Origin of the sequence: Flavobacterium gawalongense (assembly GCF_007097265.1) — a bacterium.
GTDB classification, from domain to species: domain Bacteria; phylum Bacteroidota; class Bacteroidia; order Flavobacteriales; family Flavobacteriaceae; genus Flavobacterium; species Flavobacterium gawalongense.
Genome location: NZ_VJZP01000003.1, coordinates 1 through 19,478, shown reverse-complemented (window position 1 = coordinate 19,478; position 19,478 = coordinate 1). Strand labels below are relative to the sequence as shown.

Annotated in this window: 19 protein-coding genes and 2 tRNA genes; 10 read left to right on the top strand and 11 right to left on the bottom strand. The window is 34.0% G+C overall.

The features are described from left to right. Positions 1–14: 14 nt before the first annotated feature. Together FNW38_RS02725 and FNW38_RS02720 are read right to left on the bottom strand one after the other, a co-directional pair. Positions 15–551 carry an RNA methyltransferase gene (locus tag FNW38_RS02725; RefSeq protein WP_143386045.1) on the bottom strand — a complete coding sequence of 179 codons (537 nt, stop codon included), beginning with the start codon at positions 549–551 and terminating at the stop codon, positions 15–17. A gap of 74 nt (positions 552–625) precedes the next feature. Then, positions 626–1,063 (bottom strand): DUF1573 domain-containing protein, encoded by a 438-nt coding sequence (locus FNW38_RS02720; protein WP_143386046.1) that lies wholly within the window; start codon positions 1,061–1,063, stop codon positions 626–628. 163 nt (positions 1,064–1,226) lie between these two features. On the opposite strand from FNW38_RS02720, the gene mutS reads away from it, so the two are divergent. The 4 genes from mutS to FNW38_RS02700 all read left to right on the top strand — a co-directional run bounded on the left by mutS (position 1,227) and on the right by FNW38_RS02700 (position 4,679). Next, positions 1,227–3,833, top strand: coding sequence for a DNA mismatch repair protein MutS (gene mutS, locus FNW38_RS02715; protein ID WP_185963064.1), 2,607 nt, complete (start codon positions 1,227–1,229; stop codon positions 3,831–3,833). A 148-nt stretch (positions 3,834–3,981) separates the two neighbouring features. Beyond that, positions 3,982–4,057, top strand: a tRNA-Gly gene (locus FNW38_RS02710). 12 nt (positions 4,058–4,069) lie between these two features. Then, a tRNA-Leu gene (locus tag FNW38_RS02705) sits at positions 4,070–4,155 on the top strand. A 176-nt stretch (positions 4,156–4,331) separates the two neighbouring features. Next, positions 4,332–4,679: a DUF1508 domain-containing protein gene (locus FNW38_RS02700; protein ID WP_143386069.1), complete on the top strand. Its 348-nt coding sequence runs from the start codon at positions 4,332–4,334 to the stop codon at positions 4,677–4,679. Between the two features lie 169 nt (positions 4,680–4,848). Here FNW38_RS02700 and FNW38_RS02695 read toward each other — a convergent pair whose 3' ends face one another. Together FNW38_RS02695 and FNW38_RS02690 are read right to left on the bottom strand one after the other, a co-directional pair. Further along, positions 4,849–5,073: a PG1828 family lipoprotein gene (locus tag FNW38_RS02695; RefSeq protein ID WP_143386047.1), complete on the bottom strand. Its 225-nt coding sequence runs from the start codon at positions 5,071–5,073 to the stop codon at positions 4,849–4,851. A 318-nt stretch (positions 5,074–5,391) separates the two neighbouring features. Further along, on the bottom strand, positions 5,392–6,636 hold the full coding sequence (locus FNW38_RS02690) for a 3-deoxy-D-manno-octulosonic acid transferase (protein WP_143386070.1): 1,245 nt from the start codon (positions 6,634–6,636) through the stop codon (positions 5,392–5,394). 232 nt (positions 6,637–6,868) lie between these two features. On the opposite strand from FNW38_RS02690, the gene FNW38_RS02685 reads away from it, so the two are divergent. Together FNW38_RS02685 and galE are read left to right on the top strand one after the other, a co-directional pair. Next, positions 6,869–7,999, top strand: coding sequence for a DegT/DnrJ/EryC1/StrS family aminotransferase (locus FNW38_RS02685; RefSeq protein WP_143386048.1), 1,131 nt, complete (start codon positions 6,869–6,871; stop codon positions 7,997–7,999). A 73-nt stretch (positions 8,000–8,072) separates the two neighbouring features. Then, complete coding sequence (gene galE / locus FNW38_RS02680; protein WP_143386049.1) at positions 8,073–9,086, top strand: UDP-glucose 4-epimerase GalE; 1,014 nt, start codon at positions 8,073–8,075, stop codon at positions 9,084–9,086. A 33-nt stretch (positions 9,087–9,119) separates the two neighbouring features. Here galE and FNW38_RS02675 read toward each other — a convergent pair whose 3' ends face one another. The 4 genes from FNW38_RS02675 to FNW38_RS02660 all read right to left on the bottom strand — a co-directional run bounded on the left by FNW38_RS02675 (position 9,120) and on the right by FNW38_RS02660 (position 11,403). Then, entirely contained in the window at positions 9,120–9,371 is a 252-nt protein-coding gene (locus FNW38_RS02675; RefSeq protein WP_143386050.1) for a hypothetical protein, read from the bottom strand. A 137-nt stretch (positions 9,372–9,508) separates the two neighbouring features. Then, entirely contained in the window at positions 9,509–10,384 is an 876-nt protein-coding gene (gene fabD / locus FNW38_RS02670) for an ACP S-malonyltransferase (RefSeq protein ID WP_143386051.1), read from the bottom strand. 269 nt (positions 10,385–10,653) lie between these two features. Beyond that, on the bottom strand, positions 10,654–10,983 hold the full coding sequence (locus FNW38_RS02665; RefSeq protein ID WP_143386052.1) for a DUF6370 family protein: 330 nt from the start codon (positions 10,981–10,983) through the stop codon (positions 10,654–10,656). A 57-nt stretch (positions 10,984–11,040) separates the two neighbouring features. Further along, positions 11,041–11,403 (bottom strand): structural protein, encoded by a 363-nt coding sequence (locus tag FNW38_RS02660; RefSeq protein ID WP_143386053.1) that lies wholly within the window; start codon positions 11,401–11,403, stop codon positions 11,041–11,043. 91 nt (positions 11,404–11,494) lie between these two features. Here FNW38_RS02660 and FNW38_RS02655 point away from each other — a divergent pair, with 91 nt between their 5' ends. Then, the gene (locus FNW38_RS02655; RefSeq protein WP_143386054.1) at positions 11,495–12,358 is read left to right on the top strand and encodes a helix-turn-helix domain-containing protein; all 864 of its coding nucleotides are present in this window, start codon (positions 11,495–11,497) and stop codon (positions 12,356–12,358) included. A gap of 140 nt (positions 12,359–12,498) precedes the next feature. Here the strand turns inward: FNW38_RS02655 and purT are convergent, their stop codons facing one another. Continuing rightward, positions 12,499–13,659 (bottom strand): formate-dependent phosphoribosylglycinamide formyltransferase, encoded by a 1,161-nt coding sequence (purT, locus tag FNW38_RS02650; RefSeq protein WP_143386055.1) that lies wholly within the window; start codon positions 13,657–13,659, stop codon positions 12,499–12,501. Positions 13,660–13,917: 258 nt separating this feature from the next. On the opposite strand from purT, the gene FNW38_RS02645 reads away from it, so the two are divergent. Continuing rightward, entirely contained in the window at positions 13,918–15,048 is a 1,131-nt protein-coding gene (locus tag FNW38_RS02645) for an ATP-binding protein (RefSeq protein ID WP_143386056.1), read from the top strand. A gap of 208 nt (positions 15,049–15,256) precedes the next feature. Here the strand turns inward: FNW38_RS02645 and FNW38_RS02640 are convergent, their stop codons facing one another. Both FNW38_RS02640 and FNW38_RS02635 read right to left on the bottom strand, forming a co-directional pair. Then, a complete protein-coding gene (locus tag FNW38_RS02640; RefSeq protein ID WP_143386057.1) occupies positions 15,257–16,459 on the bottom strand; it encodes a pyridoxal phosphate-dependent aminotransferase in 1,203 nt (400 codons plus the stop codon). 65 nt (positions 16,460–16,524) lie between these two features. Further along, positions 16,525–17,619 carry a fatty acid desaturase family protein gene (locus tag FNW38_RS02635; RefSeq protein ID WP_143386058.1) on the bottom strand — a complete coding sequence of 365 codons (1,095 nt, stop codon included), beginning with the start codon at positions 17,617–17,619 and terminating at the stop codon, positions 16,525–16,527. Positions 17,620–17,726: 107 nt separating this feature from the next. Between FNW38_RS02635 and rsmG the strand changes: the two genes are divergently transcribed. Both rsmG and FNW38_RS02625 read left to right on the top strand, forming a co-directional pair. Then, positions 17,727–18,356: a 16S rRNA (guanine(527)-N(7))-methyltransferase RsmG gene (gene rsmG / locus FNW38_RS02630; protein WP_143386059.1), complete on the top strand. Its 630-nt coding sequence runs from the start codon at positions 17,727–17,729 to the stop codon at positions 18,354–18,356. Positions 18,357–18,629: 273 nt separating this feature from the next. Next, positions 18,630–19,340 (top strand): XAC2610-related protein, encoded by a 711-nt coding sequence (locus FNW38_RS02625; protein ID WP_143386060.1) that lies wholly within the window; start codon positions 18,630–18,632, stop codon positions 19,338–19,340. The last annotated feature ends 138 nt before the right edge of the window (positions 19,341–19,478 follow it).

Below are 19,478 nucleotides of genomic sequence, written 5' to 3'. Positions count from 1 at the left end.
ATTTTAAAAAAAAATTATTTTGGCCAGTTTAATTTTTGAAACAAATCCCAGACTACAATGCCTGCACTTACTGAGATATTTAAAGAATGTTTGGTTCCTAATTGTGGGATTTCAATACAGCCATCGCATAGTGCAACTGCTTCTTGAGAAACGCCGTATACTTCATTTCCAAAAACTAAAGCATATTTTTTCTCCTTTTCAACTTCAAAATTTTGAAGAAAAACAGCGCTTTCTACTTGTTCGATTGCAAGTGTGGTAATATTTTCTTTTTTTAATTTTTCAATAACTTCAAGAACGCTGTTATTATGTTCCCAAGCTACGGTTTCAGTTGCGCCAAGTGCTGTTTTATGAATTTCTTTGTTTGGAGGTGTTGCAGTGATACCGCACAGATATATTTTTTCTATTAAAAAAGCATCGGCAGTTCTAAATACGGAACCAATATTATGCAAACTACGAATATCATCTAACACCAAAATGAGGGGTGTTTTTTCGGATTCTTTAAAAGCTTCAATGGATTTTCTTTCGAGTTCGCTGTTTTCCAGTTTTCTCATATATTTTTAGGTTTGTTTTAATAAAAAAAGCTTCCGAAATTAGGGAAGCTTTTTTGTTATAATTAATTTAGAATTTAGCTCTTTGCGTTATCTGCTAAAACAGTTCCTTTTATTGTAAGTACTTTAGTAGGTTGTCCTTCAGCATTTGAAGTAATTGTTACCGTTTTTGTAAATGCACCAACTCTATCAGTAGCATATTTTACACCAATAACTCCTTTTGCACCCGGTGCAATTGGTTCTTTTGGGCTCGTTGGTACTGTGCAACCACAAGAACCTTGGGCATTTGTAATAATTAATGGTTTGGTACCATTATTAGTAAAAACAAACTCACGTTTTCCATCTGCATTATGTGCAATAGTCCCGTAATCAATAACTTCGTTTACAAAAACCATTCCAGCGCCACTTACTTTAGTAGTTGTAGCTTTTTTTTTTGTAACCTTTGATGTTTCTTGTGCATTAGAAGCTGTGACTCCTAAAACTACTAGCATCGCTAGAGTAACTATTTTTTTCATGTCAGTTTTAATTTAAGAATTAAACACAAATCTATAGAAAAAATAGAAATTACATCTTAAATTTTCCTTAAAAATATTTTAATTTTTGAAGTGATAGTTATTCGCTATAAAATATATAAATTCGCTGACACATTTTTTTTTCATTTATTAAATATAAAATAACTTGGCATCTAAAGATAAAACGGTTAAGGAAACGCCATTAATGAAGCAGTACAACGAGATCAAAAGGAAATATCCTGATGCGTGTTTGTTGTTTCGAGTAGGAGATTTTTATGAAACTTTTGGAGAGGATGCTGTAAGGGCTTCAAAAATTTTAGGAATTGTATTAACCAAACGTGGAGCAGGTTCCGAGACCGAAACAGCTCTTGCAGGTTTTCCGCATCATTCTTTGAATACCTATTTGCCAAAACTGGTCAAAGCAGGGCTTCGAGTGGCGATTTGCGATCAACTCGAAGATCCAAAAATGACAAAAACGATTGTGAAACGGGGTGTTACTGAACTTGTAACTCCGGGTGTTTCTATGAACGATGAGGTTTTACAATCTAAAACCAATAATTTTTTAGCTTCTGTTTTCTTTGCAAATAAATCAATAGGGATTTCGTTCTTGGATGTTTCAACAGGAGAATTTTTAACAGCGCAAGGGAATGCAGAATATATTGATAAGTTGTTACAGAATTTTAATCCAAGTGAGGTTCTGATTCCAAAAAATAATAAAAATGATTTTCGAGAAATTTTCGGGGATGACTATCATAGCTTTTATCTGGAAGACTGGATTTACAAAGAAGATTATGCATTCGAAACCTTAACCAAGCATTTTCAAACTATTTCCTTGAAAGGATTTGGAATCGAAGAATTGAAAGAAGGAATTATTGCTTCGGGAGCCATTTTGTATTATTTATCCGAAACGCAACACAATAGAGTTCAACATATCACCGCAATTCAGCGTATCGCCGAAGATGCTTACGTTTGGATGGATCGATTTACGATTCGTAACTTGGAATTGTACCATAGTTATAATCCAAATGCGGTTACGCTTCTCGATGTTATTGACAAAACGCTTTCGCCAATGGGCGGACGATTGTTAAAACGATGGTTGGCGCTTCCTTTGAAAGACAGTACTAAAATAAAAAGCCGTCATCAGGTAGTTTCTTACTTGAAAGACAATCAAGACGTTTTAAAAAATATTCAAAAGCAAATCAAACAGATTTCGGATTTAGAACGTTTGATTTCGAAAATTGCTGCCGGAAAAGTATCGCCTCGGGAAGTAGTTTATTTGAAAGAATCATTGGATGCTATTATTCCAATAAAAACGCTGGCCTTGGAAAGTCCGCAAGAAGCAGTAAAAGTGATTGGTGACAGTTTGCATAGCTGCGAATTATTGCGGGAAAAAATAAAAACGGTTTTAAATCAGGATGCTCCCGTGGCTATTGCCAAAGGAAATGCTATTGCTAAAGGAATCAATGCAGAATTAGATGATCTGCGAGCAATATCAACTTCTGGTAAAGAATTTTTGGAAGGAATTGAAAAACGGGAATCACAATTGACAGGTATTTCTTCTTTGAAAATATCTTTTAATAATGTTTTTGGATATTACATCGAAGTTAGAAACTTGCATAAAGATAAAGTTCCTTCGGAATGGATTCGAAAGCAAACCTTGGTCAATGCGGAACGTTATATTACTGAGGAATTAAAAGAATATGAAACCAAAATCCTTGGTGCCGAAGAAAAAATTCATAAAATAGAAGTAGAGTTATTCGAACAATTAGTCAGTTGGATTGCCACTTATATCAAACCGGTTCAAATGAATGCTAATTTGGTTGCACAACTGGATTGTTTGTGCTCTTTCACTCAATTGGCTATCGAAAATAAATATGTTTGTCCAGAATTAGACGAGACATTCGAACTGGAAATTAAAAACGGAAGACATCCTGTTATCGAAAAACAACTGCCGGTTGGTATGCCTTATATTGCCAATGATGTTTTCTTGGATAGAGAAACGCAACAGTTGATAATGATTACTGGACCCAATATGTCTGGTAAATCGGCTATTTTGCGTCAAACTGCTTTAATTGTGCTCTTGGCTCAAATGGGAAGTTTTGTTCCCGCAGATAGCGTGAGAATGGGTATTATTGATAAAATATTCACAAGAGTAGGAGCTAGCGATAATATTTCGATGGGTGAATCCACTTTTATGGTCGAAATGAATGAAACAGCTTCCATTTTGAATAATATTTCTGATAGGAGTTTAGTGCTCTTAGATGAAATTGGGAGAGGAACCAGCACGTATGATGGGATTTCAATCGCATGGGCTATTGCAGAGTTCTTACACGAACATCCTTCTAAGCCTAAAACATTATTTGCAACGCATTATCATGAGTTGAATGAAATGAGTGAATCACTGCCTAGAATTCAGAATTATAATGTGGCTGTCAAAGAATTGAAAGATACGGTGCTTTTCATTCGAAAACTGGTAAAAGGCGGAAGTGCGCATAGTTTTGGAATACACGTGGCGAAAATGGCTGGAATGCCACAAATCGTAATTCTGAAAGCACAAAAGCTTTTGAAAAAATTAGAAAAGAATCATTCTAGCGATGCGCTGAACGGAATAAAAGCTGCGAAAGACGAAATGCAAATGAGTTTTTTCAATCTGGACGATCCTTTATTGGAGGAAATCAAAGAAGAGATTCTCAATTTAGATATAAATACCATTACACCTATGGAAGCATTGATGAAACTCAATGAAATTAAAAGAATGTTGACTAGAAAATAATTTTATTTATTTTAATGTTTAGGTTATCAGAACGTTAACTTTTATATGTAAATTTTTTATAAAAAAGGCTTGTTTAATTCAATAAATGTCCTAAATTTGCATCCGCAATACAGGACAAGTATCGCGGTTCTTTCTAAGAATTGAAAATGCGAAAATAGCTCAGTTGGTAGAGCGCGACCTTGCCAAGGTCGAGGTCGCGGGTTCGAGCCCCGTTTTTCGCTCCAACACCACATAATGCTCGGATGGTGAAATTGGTAGACACGCTGGACTTAAAATCCAGTGAACAGCAATGTTCGTGCGGGTTCAAGTCCCGCTCTGAGTACTAAAAAAGCTTCAAACTATGTTTGGAGCTTTTTTTATTTTAAAATAAATCCATTTAGATTTTTATAGTGTTAATTACAAGTACTTAAAAGTGCAGTGCTTTTAGTGTTTATGTAATTTAAAAATATAATCATTTCAGTTTTAACTTTAATGATGCAATTCATTTCAAGGTATAGTATGGGAGCTTTTGTAATAAGTAAAAGATATAATGAAGAGTATAAATTTGTTTTTACTTCAAGAAAGGGGAAAATTATTTTTACAAGTTTAAGTTATGAACTTAAGTTTGAATGTGAAGAAGATATTGAAAAGTTAAAAGCAGGTATTGGATCGGCTGACTTTTTAAAGTTTAAGTCTTCCAATGGGAAGTACTTTTTTAAATTGATGTTAGGAGGTAATCATTTTGCAACAAGTAGAAAATACACCACTTCATTAAGACTTCAAAAAGGAATTGATGAAATTGTACGATATGGATCAATGTCGGAAACATTAGATTTCTCTGCAAATGATTTTGTTTTCAGTGATTAAGATTGAAAAAAACTGAATTACAAATAAAAAAAGAGAGCAATTGTACCTACCTACAATTGCTCTCTTTTTTTATTTGTAATTCAGTTTCTTGAAAGATGGGGATGTTATAAATTAAAAAAGCCATCTCGCATAGCGGATGGCTTTAAAATTTTTAGAATTTAAATTCTAATTATTTTTTTGCAGCTTCAGTAGCAGTAGCAGCAGCATCAGTAGCAACAGCAGCAGCAGAATCAACAACAACAGCAGCAGAATCAACTACAGCAGCAGCAGAATCAACAACAGCAGCAGCAGAATCAACTACAGCAGCAGCGTCCTCAGCAGGAGCATCAGCTTTTTTACATGATACAACAGTCAAAACAGCAACAACAGCTAAACTTAAAAATACTTTTTTCATCTTAATTTAATATAAAAGGTTAATTATTAATTCGTGGCAAAGATATAAATTTTTTAATATGTAAAATATTTTTTTATTTTTTTTTTTAAAATAATATTTAAGTCCAACATTCCCATTTGCAACAACTATTATGCCACAAGAACAATTGTGTGAAAAATATAGTGCAAATTTAATGGGTAATACTCTTACAGACTTTTTAAGTAATTCGATTTTAACTAATAGCAGTCCAGTTTTGTTCCTGTTAAAAAAAAATTAATGATGGAATATTGGTGTAAATTATTTTTTATTGTTAGCTTACATAGCGTAAATACTGAAAGGTTAATGAGTTCCAAATTTTGAAATGGTATTCATAATCATATTTGTTGCGCCTTTATTCATTTGTACAAAAGTGCTGCAAATATGCCCTTTTTCCTGTCTTTCCACCTCATTTAGAATTAAGTTTGTAAAAGCAGCATCCAACTCCTTTTTATTGGAAACGGAAGTACAGCCTTCCAGATTCACTAAAGCAGTTGCTTCGGCAAAATGAGAATAGTTTGGTCCAATCACTATTGGAACACCAAAAGTCGCAGGTTCAAGGATGTTATGTACTCCAGGATTTCCAAAGCCACCGCCAACATAAGCAATATCTGCATAACTGTAGATTTTGGTCAGGATACCAATGGTGTTAATGATCAGAACATCATATTCGGCAAGAGCTGCATTTTCCTTTTCAGAAAAAAGTATCGTTTTTCTAGTAATGCTGTTTTTCAGCTGTTGAATCTGTTCTTCTTTTATATTATGAGGCGCAATTATAAATTTGACATTATAATTGTTGGAGTTAATAAAATCAACTATTAAATGTTCGTCTTTTGGCCAAGAACTGCCAATAACGATTGTTAAAGTATCGTTTTTAAAATTGGCGATAAAATCCAAAGCATTGTTTTTTTCTAAAATAGCAGCAACCCTGTCAAAACGCGTATCTCCAGAAACGGCTACATTGGTTTTGCCTAATTGGAGTAATAATTTTTTAGAGTTTTCATTTTGTACAAAAAAATAAGTGAAAGCATCTAAAGCTTTTCTGTAAAATCCTCCGTACCATTTGAAGAACATCTGATTTTCTCTTAAAATTCCGGATATTAAATAAGTAGGCGTATTTTGATTCTTAAGCTCGCTTAAATAATTCAGCCAATATTCATATTTGATAAAAAACACTAAATCGGGATGAACGAGTTTCAAAAACTCCTGTGCATTTTTTTTTGTGTCTAAAGGCAAATAAACCGTGACATCAGCAGCGGTATTATTTTTACGAACTTCGTAACCCGAAGGGGAGAAAAATGTAACCACGATTTTGTGTAAAGGAAATTTTTCTTTGATTTTTTCAATTACAGGCAAGCCTTGCTCGTATTCGCCTAATGAGGCAGCATGAAACCAAATCGTTTTATCAAAAGGTTTTATTTTTTGTTCCAAAGTAGGAAAAACAACTTTCCGGCCTTCAATAAAAAGTTTGATTTTTGGACTGTAAAAGGCTATGATTTTTAATAAAAAACCTGCAATTCGAACAATTAGATTATAAAGAAAAAGCATCATTGAAATTTTGTGGCTAAAATACGTTTTCTTTATATTAATTTCTTCCGAAAGAAATATTTAAATTTTGGTTGTCAGGAACCCACTTTTTTATTTCATCGGAATAATATCTTTTTTAATGTGGGTTTCATTGGTTTAAACTCATTAAATAACTATTTTTGTTCTTCGTTTTAAGAAAGTGTTTGTTGTTTCCAGAAACGGTAATCTTTCGAACTTTAAACAAAAAATTTCAATGAAAAAAATCCAAATGGTTGACTTAAAAAGTCAATATGATAAAATTGCAGCCGTTGTAAACGCATCTATTCAGGAAGTTTTAGACACAAATACTTATATCAACGGACCTCAAGTTCATCAATTCCAAAAATCTTTAGAAGAATATCTGGATGTAAAACATGTAATTCCATGTGCCAATGGAACCGATGCCTTACAAATTGCGATGATGGGATTGGATTTAAAGCCTGGCGATGAGGTAATTACTGCCGATTTTACTTTTGCAGCAACCGTTGAAGTGATTGCTTTACTGCAATTGACGCCGGTTTTGGTTGATGTGGATATGCATAATATGAATATTTCTATCGAAGGAATTAAAAAAGCAATTACGCCAAAAACCAGAGCGATTGTTCCGGTGCATTTGTTTGGTCGTACCGCCAATATGGAAGCAATTATGGCTATTGCCGCAGCACACAATCTATACGTTATCGAAGATAATGCACAAGCCATTGGTGGTAATTGTAAATTTTCGAATGGGACCAAAAAGAAAGCCGGAACTATTGGGCACGTAGGGGCAACTTCGTTTTTTCCTTCAAAAAATCTTGGATGCTATGGAGATGGCGGTGCTATTTTTACGAATGATGATGCTTTGGCGCACAAACTTCGCGGAATTGTAAATCACGGAATGTACGAACGCTACCACCATGATGTTGTAGGAGTGAACTCTCGTTTAGACAGTATTCAGGCAGCAGTTTTGAATGTTAAGTTGCCTTTATTAGATCAATATAACAATGCTCGTCGGAGTGCTGCTGTAAAATATAACGCCGCATTTTTGGGTCATTCGAATATAATTGTTCCTTTTTTTGATGAAAATGAAGACGATTATGTTTTTCATCAATATACATTACGAATCATTGATGCAGATAGAAATGGGTTGATGCAACATTTACTTGATAAAGGTATTCCATGTGCAATTTATTATCCAATTCCTTTGCATTCGCAAAAAGCATACGCAGACGCTCGTTACAAAGAAGAAGATTTTCCGGTAACGAATCAGTTGGTAAAAGAAGTAATTTCGTTGCCAATGCACACGGAACTTGATGATGAGCAAATAAAATTCATTACGGAAAGCGTTTTAGAGTTTTTAAAATAATGTAGAGACGCGATTTATCGCGTCTTTTTTATAAAATGAGATGTGATAAATCGCGTCTGTACAAAAAAATAAAATGAAAATACTAGTAACAGGAGGTTTAGGTTTTATTGGTTCTCATACCGTTGTTGAATTGCAAAATGAAGGTTTTGAGGTGATAGTTGTAGATGATTTGTCAAATACATCATTGAATGTATTAGATGGAATCCAAAATATTACTGGAAAAGTTCCCGCTTTTGAAAAGTTAGATTTACGCGACAAAGATAAAGTACAGGATTTTTTCAAAAGACATCACGATATTTCAGGTGTCATACACTTTGCGGCTTCAAAAGCAGTTGGTGAAAGTGTTGGGAATCCATTGTTGTATTATGAAAATAATATTAATACGTTAGTTTACTTACTTCAAGAATTGCAACAAAAACCAGAAGCCAGTTTTATTTTTAGCTCATCTTGTACCGTTTATGGTCAAGCTGAAAAAATGCCAATTACTGAAGATGCTTCGATTCAAACTGCCATGTCTCCTTATGGAAATACAAAACAAATTGGGGAGGAAATTATCACTGATACTGCCAAAGTAACCAATATTAATGCGATTTTATTGCGTTATTTTAACCCGATTGGATCTCATCCCTCGGCTGAAATTGGTGAATTACCTATTGGAGTGCCGCAAAATTTAGTGCCATTTATTACTCAAACTGGGATGGGTTTGAGAAATGAACTATCAGTTTATGGGGATGATTACCCAACTCTGGACGGAACTTGTATTCGAGATTATATTCATGTAGTTGATTTGGCAAAAGCCCACGTTATTGCCTTACAACGATTATTAAATAAAAAAAATACAGCTAAAGTAGAGACTTTCAATCTGGGAACCGGAACTGGTAGTTCCGTTTTAGAAGTCATTTATGCGTTCGAAAAAGTAAGCGGTAAAAAATTACCTTACAAAATAGTTGCCCGTAGAGAAGGTGATGTTGTAGAGGCTTATGCCAATACTGATAAAGCGAATAATGTTTTAGGCTGGAAAGCACAATCCACTTTAGAAGAAGCTATGGCAAGTGCCTGGAAGTGGGAACAGAAAATCAGGAAATAAAAAAAAGCTGTCAACGACAGCCTTTTTTTTGGATTATTTTTTTGCTGCTTCTTTTAGTTTTTCCGCGGCTTGATTCATTTTATCAGCCCCTTTTTCAAGAACTTCCCCTGCTTTAACCTTAGTAGAATCAGCTGCAGCATCAACTTTTACAGCTGCCGTATCTATCGCTTCCTCCATTTCATTTCCAATAGCTTCAGTAGCCTCTTTTACTTCATCTTTTGTTTCTTTTTTACAAGAAGTTATTAAAGTTGCAACAAATGCTAATCCTAAAAGTGCTTTTTTCATTTTTTTCATTTTAAAAAATTAATAATTGAGTGAACTTATCCTATAAAGATAAAAAAAATCCTCACAAACTTTCATTTATGAGGATTCTATTTGTAAACGATTTTATGACTGAACACTGCGATGCGACTGAACACTAATTACGCGTTAGCAGTAGCCGCTTCTTTATCAATTTTTCCAATCAATCCGGCTAATACTTTTCCTGGGCCCACTTCAGTAAACAAAGTCGCGCCATCGGCAATCATTTGTTGTACAGATTGTGTCCATTTTACGGGAGCAGTTAATTGGATGATTAAGTTTTTCTTTATTTCGGCAGGATCTGAAACCGCAGTTGCCGTTACGTTTTGATACACCGGACAGATAGGAGTCGAGAAAGTCGTTGCTTCAATAGCAGCAGCCAGTTCTTCTCTTGCCGGTTCCATCATTGGAGAGTGAAAAGCACCGCCAACAGGCAGCAATAAAGCGCGTTTTGCACCCGCCGTTTTCATCGCTTCGCAGGCTTTTTCCACTGCTGATGTTTCTCCAGAAATCACTAATTGCCCCGGACAGTTGTAATTGGCAGCCACTACAATTCCGTCAATCGAAGCACAAACTTCTTCCACAATATTGTCAGCTAATCCTAAAACTGCTGCCATAGTCGAAGGTTTTATTTCGCAGGCTTTTTGCATCGCCAAGGCTCTTTGAGAAACCAATCGCAATCCGTCTTCAAAAGACAAAGCGCCGTTTGCCACTAATGCTGAAAATTCACCTAATGAATGTCCTGCTACCATTTCTGGTTTGAAATCTTTACCTAAAGTTTTTGCCAAAATCACCGAATGCAAGAAAACTGCCGGTTGGGTTACTTTGGTTTCTTTCAATTCTTCGGCTGTGCCTTCAAACATGATGTCAGTGATGCGGAAACCTAAAATTTCATTGGCTTTCTCGAATAATTCCTTTGCTAATGGAGAGTTTTCATATAAGTCTTTGCCCATTCCTGTAAATTGTGCGCCCTGACCCGGAAATACGTATGCTTTCATCTGTAGTTTTTTTATTGTTTTTTATTTGTCAGATGGAATGCCAAAAGGCATTTCATATATTTTTGTTTAAAGTTTAAAGTTCTGCAATGTTGCGGAAAAATTTAAATTAAGCTACAAAAATACTACTTTTTTGGGATTTATCGGGATGACTTTTAGGAGCAGGTGTTTTTATATTTTTTCATCACGAGTTGTCCCGCTATCGCCTTTATCTCTTCGCTACGCTACGAGGATATCGGCTCTATCGGGGCTATTTTAGAACTTTTGGCTTCCTATTTACTTTCTGATTTTTCGGGAAGTAGTTTAAATGAAGTCACTTTGAATCGATTGTTCTCTACTTTTCCTGCCACTTCGGCTTTTCTTACAGCTGAGCAAAAACCATCATCAGCATGCGCATCACCATGAGAATCAATAGAAGTGCCATCTACAAAATAGGCTTTTCCATCTATTCGAACGGCTAATTCACAGCCGTGTCCTTCCATTCCAAACTGGCATTGACCGCAAGAAGCTTCTGCAATTTGTGATTTTGGTAGTTCTTTTTTATCTTGTGCGCTAACTAAAGCTGTAGAAAATAAAAAGATTAGAATTGCTAACTGTTTCATAGTTTATGAATTTACACTAGCTAAGATAACAGTTTTTTATATTTTAAGTGTTACTATTTAGCTTGAATAATTTTTAAACATATAAATCCATAATAATCTGGAAAAACGAATATTAAAAGAAGCCATTGTAATAATAACAACAGCAATAATAGGAATGATTCTTAAATCGAAAGTTTCCTTAAAAAAAAAATGGGCAATAACATAGGTGGCAATTCCTTGAGCTACTGTCAGGCCATAATTAACATACATAGCACCAAAGAAATAGCCAGGTTCCTTTTCGAATTTAAATTGACAATGCGAACAATAGGGATTCATTTTAGGGAATCCAATATTGAAAAAAATGTTTTTTTCTTTAAATACCTTGCCTTCAAGACAATGAGGGCAATCATTATTTAGGATGTGAGCAATAGCGTATGACATTTTTATTATTTTTATCAAAGGTATTTCTTATCCACGTCAAGGATGTTTTCTATATTCGCTAATTATAGCACAATAAAGACATTGGGTAATCATGAAAAAATATCCTATTTATAACATTCAGCGGTTTAACTGTAATTCTGTGAATAGTGATTTGTACATTAATACATTCAAAAATCACTTAATCGACCATAGTTTTGTTGAGGAACCGCATCGGCATAATTCGTATGTTTTGGTTTTTTTTACCAAAGGTTCGGGAACACATGAAATCGATTTTGATGTGTTTTCGATTCAGCGGGGAAGTATGTTTTTTTTGCAGCCCGGACAAATGCACCATTGGGATTTATCGGATGATGTGGAAGGGTTTGTGATTTTTTATTCACAGGAAATGTATAATCTCTATTTTGGACAAAAAATAATTGGCGACTATCCTTTTTATTCTTCGGTGAATAATACCCCTGAAATGGTGTTTGATGCAGTCGAGTCCAAAGCAATTTTGCCTTATTTTGATAATATAATTTCGGAAACCCAGGGAAACCAAATGCTGAAGCAAGATAAGATCATGAATCTGCTAGATAGTATACATATTGAAATTGCCAGAAAATATAGTGAAACTCTTCTCCATGAAGCGCATTCATATAATGTGAAAATTAAAAATTTTGAAGTGCTTTTGGAAAAGAATTTTAAGACAGAAAGAACGCCTTCTTTCTATGCATCACAACTCCACATTACATTAAAACATTTGAATAGGATATGCAACGAAATCCTGAAAAAGACCACTACCGAAGTAATTACGGATAGAATTATTCTCGAAGCAAAACGAATGTTGATGGATAAAAAAATGACTGTCAACGAAATTGCAACGGAATTAGGGTTCGATGACTATTCCTATTTTACACGATTATTTAAAAAACATACTGCAATGACACCGACTGCTTTCCGTATTTTTAAAAGGTGAGGTTTACTACGTGTTGAGTGTGACCTAAATTGAGTAAAAAAAGTTAGCCACGAATTCTCGCTAATTTCTTTAAAATTATAATGAATTAATTCGTGGCGAAAAAACACAATGCGCACAATTCGTGGTAGAGTCAAAGGTAACTACGAATTCACAGTAACTAAACTGGCGGCTTTTTTTGCTCTTTCTACAATTTCTTCAATCGATGTTTCTAAAGTGTCATTGACTAAAGCTACTCCCATTCTTCTATACGATCTTGAAGTTGGTTTGCCAAAGATTCTGAAATCAGTTTTAGGTAAAGAAGCAATTTTTTCGATGCCCGTGTAAGTTGGATTTGTTGAATTTTCCGAAGCCAAAATCACGGCACTGGCTCCAGCTTTTTCTAATGTGATTTCGAAGATAGGCAGACTAAGAATAGCTCGTAAATGCAATTCGAATTCATTGAAATTTTGTGTTCCAGCCAAAGTTACCATTCCGGTATCATGAGGCCTTGGCGATAATTCCGAGAAATAAACACCGTCATCAGCAAGGAAAAATTCGACACCGAAAAGACCTGCTCCGCCCAAAGCTTCTGTCACTTTTTCGGCCATATCTTGCGCTTCGTATAAAGCTGCATCGGAAATTCTGGCGGGTTGCCAGCTTTCCTGATAATCGCCACGTTCTTGTCTATGACCAATTGGAGCACAAAATAAAGTAGGATTATTATTTTGAACTACGGTCAATAAAGTGATCTCCGAATTGAATTTTACAAAGGCTTCAACAATCACTTCTACAACATCTCCACGGGAACCTTCAACGGCATAATTCCAGGCTTTTTCGATATCGGATTCCGTTTTTATAGTCGATTGTCCTTTTCCAGAAGAAGACATTAATGGTTTTACCACGCAGGGCATTCCAACAGCTTCTACACCTTTTTGTAATTCATCGGCAGTTGTGGCGTAGCGATAATTAGCCGTTTTTAAACCTAATTCTTTGGATGCCAAGTCGCGGATCGCTTTTCTGTTCATGGTGAAGTTTGCCGCTTTTGCCGAAGGAACAACAGCAATACCCTGCTTTTCGTAATCATAAAAACGTTCCGTACGAATAGCTTCTATTTCAGGGACAATAAAATCAGGTTGATGTTTGGCAACAATTCGATCTAAGGCTTCGCCGTCGAGCATATTGATAACTTCAAAATCATGAGCCACTTGCATAGCAGGAGCATTTTCGTAACTGTCAACTGCGATTACGATTTGTCCGATGCGTTGTGCTGCGATTACAAATTCTTTTCCTAATTCGCCTGAGCCGAGAAGTAGTATTTTCATGAAAAAAGTTTAATGTTTGAAGTTTAATGTTTAAAGTTGCGTAAGGTTATGAATGCAATTTATAACTAAAGCAAAAATACTGTTTTTTGAAAGTATTTCTTTTTGAATTCTATTATATTTTTACTTTTAGGATTCTTCATAATCCTATTTTTATATGTAAATAATAGAATGTAATCACGTATTTATATGTAAAAAATAGATTATAATTTCATATTTATATATTTTTTATATATTTGTATTAATGTATAGGAGTGAATTATGTTAGAAATAGCCAGAAAATTAAAGGATAATTTACTTGAAAAATGGAATTCAGGCAAAGTTTTGATTGTTATCGGTCCAAGACAAGTTGGTAAAACTACCTTGATAAAATCACTCTGCGAAGCGGAGGGTAATTATCTTTTTATCAATGGGGATGATCCGGAAGACAGGCTGCTTTTAGAAAATGCAGGCGAAAATAAACTACGAAGTATTATTGGAAACTACAAAACGATATTTTTTGATGAGGCACAGCGAATAAGAAATATTGGTATGGTGCTCAAAATTATTAATGATCAAATTAAAGGAATTCGTTTGGTAGTAAGTGGATCTTCTGCTTTGGATATTACCAATGAAATTAATGAACCACTAACGGGTAGAAAATGGGAGTTTAATTTATTTCCTTTTTCATGGCATGAATTGCAAAATCATTTTGGATATATGCAAAATGCTAAAAATCTTCCTCGTTATATGATTTATGGTATGTATCCTGAAGTGATTACTAATTTTAATGATGCCGAAAGTGTTGTGAAACAAATCGCAGGAAGTTATCTCTACAAGGATTTGTTACAATATCAAGGAATTCGTAAACCCGAAGTTTTGGATAAATTGTTGCTTGCGTTGGCTTTGCAATTGGGGTCGGAAGTGAATTATAACGAGCTTTCCAGAACGGTTGGCGTTGATAGAGCTACTGTAGAACAGTATATTTCATTATTAGAAAAGGCTTTTGTTGTTTTTAGATTACAACCTTTGAGTAGAAATGTACGCAATGAAATGAATACTTCTAGAAAGATTTATTTTTATGATAACGGAATTAGAAACGCTATTATTGGAAATTTTAAATCTTTAGAATTTAGACAAGATATAGGCGCTTTATGGGAAAATTTTATTATTTCAGAAAGAATAAAATTTTTGAATTACAATAATTGGTATGGTCGTTTTTATTTTTGGAGGACGTATCAACAACAAGAAATAGATTGGATAGAAGAAATAGATGGTGCTTTTTCAGCATTTGAATTCAAATGGAATACTAAAAAATCAAATAAAGCTTTTCCGAAAACATTTATTGATAATTATGCAATAAATAAAACTTTGGTGGTTACGCCAGAGAATATAGATGATTTTTTGGTTTAATGATTAGTGGTTGTCAGGCATTTTTTGCGTGAGGGATAGAAGAGGAAAGCCCACAGCAAGACGGAATGAAATGGAGTTTTGCGAGGACTTGCAACGAATAGCCCGACCCGCTTTTTCAGCGGGTCACGCCCATAAAAAAATAGTTTAAAATTTAAAGCGGTAAAACTTTAAACCTTAAACTATTTTGAAACTTTAAACAAATTTTATATTATGCTGGAACTTCGGTTAATGATACCGCTTCTTTTATTCTGCGTAACGCTTCTTTCAATAAATCTTCGCTTGTCGCATAAGAAAAACGAATACAGTCCGGGTTTCCAAATGCATCACCTGTTACGGTTGCCACATTAGCTTCGCCCAAAAGATACATAGAGAAATCATTGGCATCTTTGATGAAAGTTCCTTTCAATGTTTTTCCGAAGAAAGAAGAAACGTCTGGGAATACGTAAAAAGCACCTTCTGGAACGTTGATTTTTATTCCTGGAATGTTTTTCAATAATCCAACCACTAAATCTCTACGGCTATGGAAAGCGTCAACCATGTGTTTTAAAACGCTTGGATCAGCATCTACAGCAGTAATGGTAGCACGTTGTGCAATACTGTTGGCACCGCTTGTTACTTGACCTTGTATTTTTGTACACGCTTTAGCAATGAATTCAGGAGCTCCAATATATCCAATTCTCCATCCAGTCATGGCGAAAGCTTTTGCTACTCCATTTACGGTAATCGTTCTTTCTAACATTCCCGGGATTGAAGCGATGCTACAAAAAGTTCCTGAGAAATTGATGTGTTCGTAAATCTCATCAGCAACAACATAAACGTTTGGATATTTCTCCAACACTTTTGCTAAAGCCGTTAATTCTTCTCTGTTGTACACAGATCCACTTGGATTACAAGGAGAGCTGAACCACATCATTTTTGTTTTTGGTGTGATGGCTGCTTCTAATTGTTCTGGTGTGATTTTGAAATCAGTATCTACAGAAGTTGGTACTTCTACAGGAACTCCACCTGATAATTTTACGATTTCGAAATAGGAAACCCAATACGGTGCGGGTAAAATTACTTCGTCACCATCGTTTAACATTACTTGAGCAATGTTGTATAAAGATTGTTTTGCTCCTGTTGAAACTACAATTTGAGATGGTTTGTACTCTAAATTATTGTCTCTTTTGAATTTTCTACAGATTGCTTCTTTTAAATCAGCATATCCTTCTACTGGAGAATACGTACTGTAGTTTTCGTCAATCGCTTTTTTGGCAGCTTCTTTAATGAAGTCTGGGGTATTGAAATCAGGTTCGCCTAAACTTAAGCTGATGATATCTTTTCCTTGCGCTTTTAATTCTCTGGCCAAAGCAGCCATTGCTAGTGTTTGTGATGTAGCTAGATTGTTAATTCTGTCTGAAAGTGGATTCATTTTTAGTTAATTGTAATTAGTTTTTTTAGTTTTTTATTGTGACGCACTGCAGTGCTCTAATGCGATTATATAAGTTCCGGTTTCATTCCTAACTCTTTTAAATGTTTGAAATGAGCGATAACGGCACTTCGCATCGTTTTATATTCGTAATAAGGCAAGTTACATTCTTGAGCAGTTTCTTTTACAATTTTTGCAATTTTACCGTAATGTACATGACTTATATTTGGAAAAATATGGTGTTCTATTTGGTGATTTAATCCTCCAGTGTACCAATTTACGATGCTGTTTTTTGGAGCAAAATTGGTTGTGGTGAATAATTGGTGAATCGCCCAAGTATTGTCCATTTCCCCTAATTCATTTGGAGAAGGATTAGTGGTTTCTTCAACTACGTGTGCCAATTGAAAAACAACACTTAGTATTAATCCTGCGGTATAATGCATTACAAAAAAGCCAATAAGTACTTTCCACCATGTAATTCCTATAAAAATAGGTAATACAATCCAAATGGAAACATAAATTACTTTTGTAATGATTAAAGTAGTCCAAAGTATTTTTGGGCTTTTAGCTTCACCATAGGATAATTTTCTTTTTAGGTAACTTCTCATTTGTTTAAAATCAGTCGTTATAGCCCAATTGAAAGTTAGTAATCCATATAAGAAAACAGAATAATATTGTTGAAAACGGTGAAAATTATACCATTTTGCTTCTTTTGTAAAACGGATGACACGTCCAGCATCTAAATCTTCATCATGACCGGGAATGTTAGTATAGGTGTGGTGTAAAACATTGTGTTGTACTTGCCAGTTATATACATTTCCTGCAAGAACATAAATAGTTCCACCCATGAATTTATTTACCCAATTTTTATTAGAATAAGAGCCGTGGTTTCCATCATGCATCACATTCATTCCCACTCCAGCCATACCTATTCCCATGACAATAGTCAATAATACATGGGCCCAAAATGGCATATCCAGGGTTAGTATCAAAAAATAGGGCGCAAGAAAAACGGTAAACAGAATTATGGTTTTCAAATAAAGTTTCCAATTTCCTGTTTTTTGGATGTTATTTTCCTTGAAGTAATTGTTTACCCGCGAGTTAAGCGTTCTGAAAAACTTCAGATTGTCTTGCTTTGCAAATGTAGGAGCGGTCTTGTTCATATAATTTTATAATAATCCCCAAAGATAATTATTATAAATTTTCAATATGCAAAATTGAGTTAAATATTTACAATCTAAAAATAGTACTTTTGTTAAAAAATTAGAGCATGGACGAGATTCTTAAGTATTTTCCTTATTTAACCGATATTCAAAAAGAGCAATTTGAAAAATTGGATTTTCTATACCACGATTGGAACGAAAAAATCAATGTCATTTCGAGAAAAGATATTGATGCTTTATACATAAAACATATTTTGCATTCGTTGGGAATTGCGAAAATCATAAAATTTGAACCGGGAACTTATGTTTTGGATGTTGGAACTGGTGGTGGATTTCCTGGAATTCCATTGGCGATTCTTTTTCCGGAAACCCGTTTTTTTCTAATAGATATTATTGCCAAAAAAATCAAAGTGGTTCAGGCTGTGGCCGAAGCATTAGAACTGAAAAACGTAAAAGCAGAACAACTTCGCGCCGAGAATGTAAAAGGCGATTTTGATTTTATTGTGAGTCGTGCTGTCACTAATATGCCGGATTTTGTTTCTTGGGTGAAAACCAAAATCAAGAAAAATAACAAACACGAATTGAAAAATGGAATTCTATATCTAAAAGGTGGCGATTTAACCGAAGAGTTAAAAGATTTTCCAAAAGCCACAGAATACAATTTAGCCGATTTCTTTGAAGATGAATTCTTCGAAACGAAGAAAGTAGTGCATGTGCCGTTGAAGTTTACAAGTTAAGAGTTTACTCATAAAGTTGTCATTTCGACGAAGGAGAAATCTCATCGCCTGGGATTCCTCCTTCGTCGGAATGACAAAAATGAAGATTATAATCAATAACAAAACCCACAAGAATTCAAATTATTTTGAATTCTTGTGGGTTTTGTTATTAAGTTGGCATGTTGAAGCAAAATCATTACAAATTATTATATTTGTTTGAATATGAAATTTGATTACATTGTTTATGATTTAATCGTAAATCGCTTAAAACTACAAATTGTAAATTTAATAATTTTGAAAACACTATTAAATATTAAAGCACTTTTTATAGGAATATTAGTTCCATTATGCATTTATGGATTTACTATTTCTGAAAAGGAACAAACCTGTAAAGGAAAATTCAGCCATCCAAATTCAGAAAAAAACGGAAATAATGAAATTGACACATTAAATATTGATTGTGATTCGATTTATTCAAAAAAAGGACTTTTTATTACTCTTATAAGATATGAAAATGAAAACGAAGGCTATGACAATGAAAAGAATTCAGTATTTATTTTTCAAAAAAAAGTAAATGGTTTAAAAAAAGAAATCTTTAGAGATACAATATTTAGTAGTTTTCAAGAAATTGAATTTGTTGATTATAATAATGATAAAGTTAAAGATGTTTTAGTTCAAAATATTTCAGATGTAAGGAGTAATTGGACATACAATCTGTATTTAATTAATCCAAAAACAAGTGCTTTAACCAAAGTAAAAGGATTTGAAAAAATAAAAGCACCAAGATTCAATTCCGTTGATAATTTAGTTGAAAACTATGTAATGTCTGGACAAAATTGGACATCATTTTACAAAATTATAAAAAATCATATTTATGATTATAATATTGTTATTTATGATGGGGGAAATGGAAATGGAGTAAATAAAGATTATGAAAAAAGATATGATGAAGCAATTAAGAGAATATTAACCCAACTTGCAGGATTGAACGGCAATAAAGGTTAATTATTTGTTAAACAAGTCATTTTTTCAATAATCTTTGTAGGTTTTTTACCTTTAAAATTGTGTTTTATATATTCGAAACAGCTGTTTTTTAATCAAATTCCGTTTTGTAGTCCCCAGCAAATCTTGTCTTTAATGGGA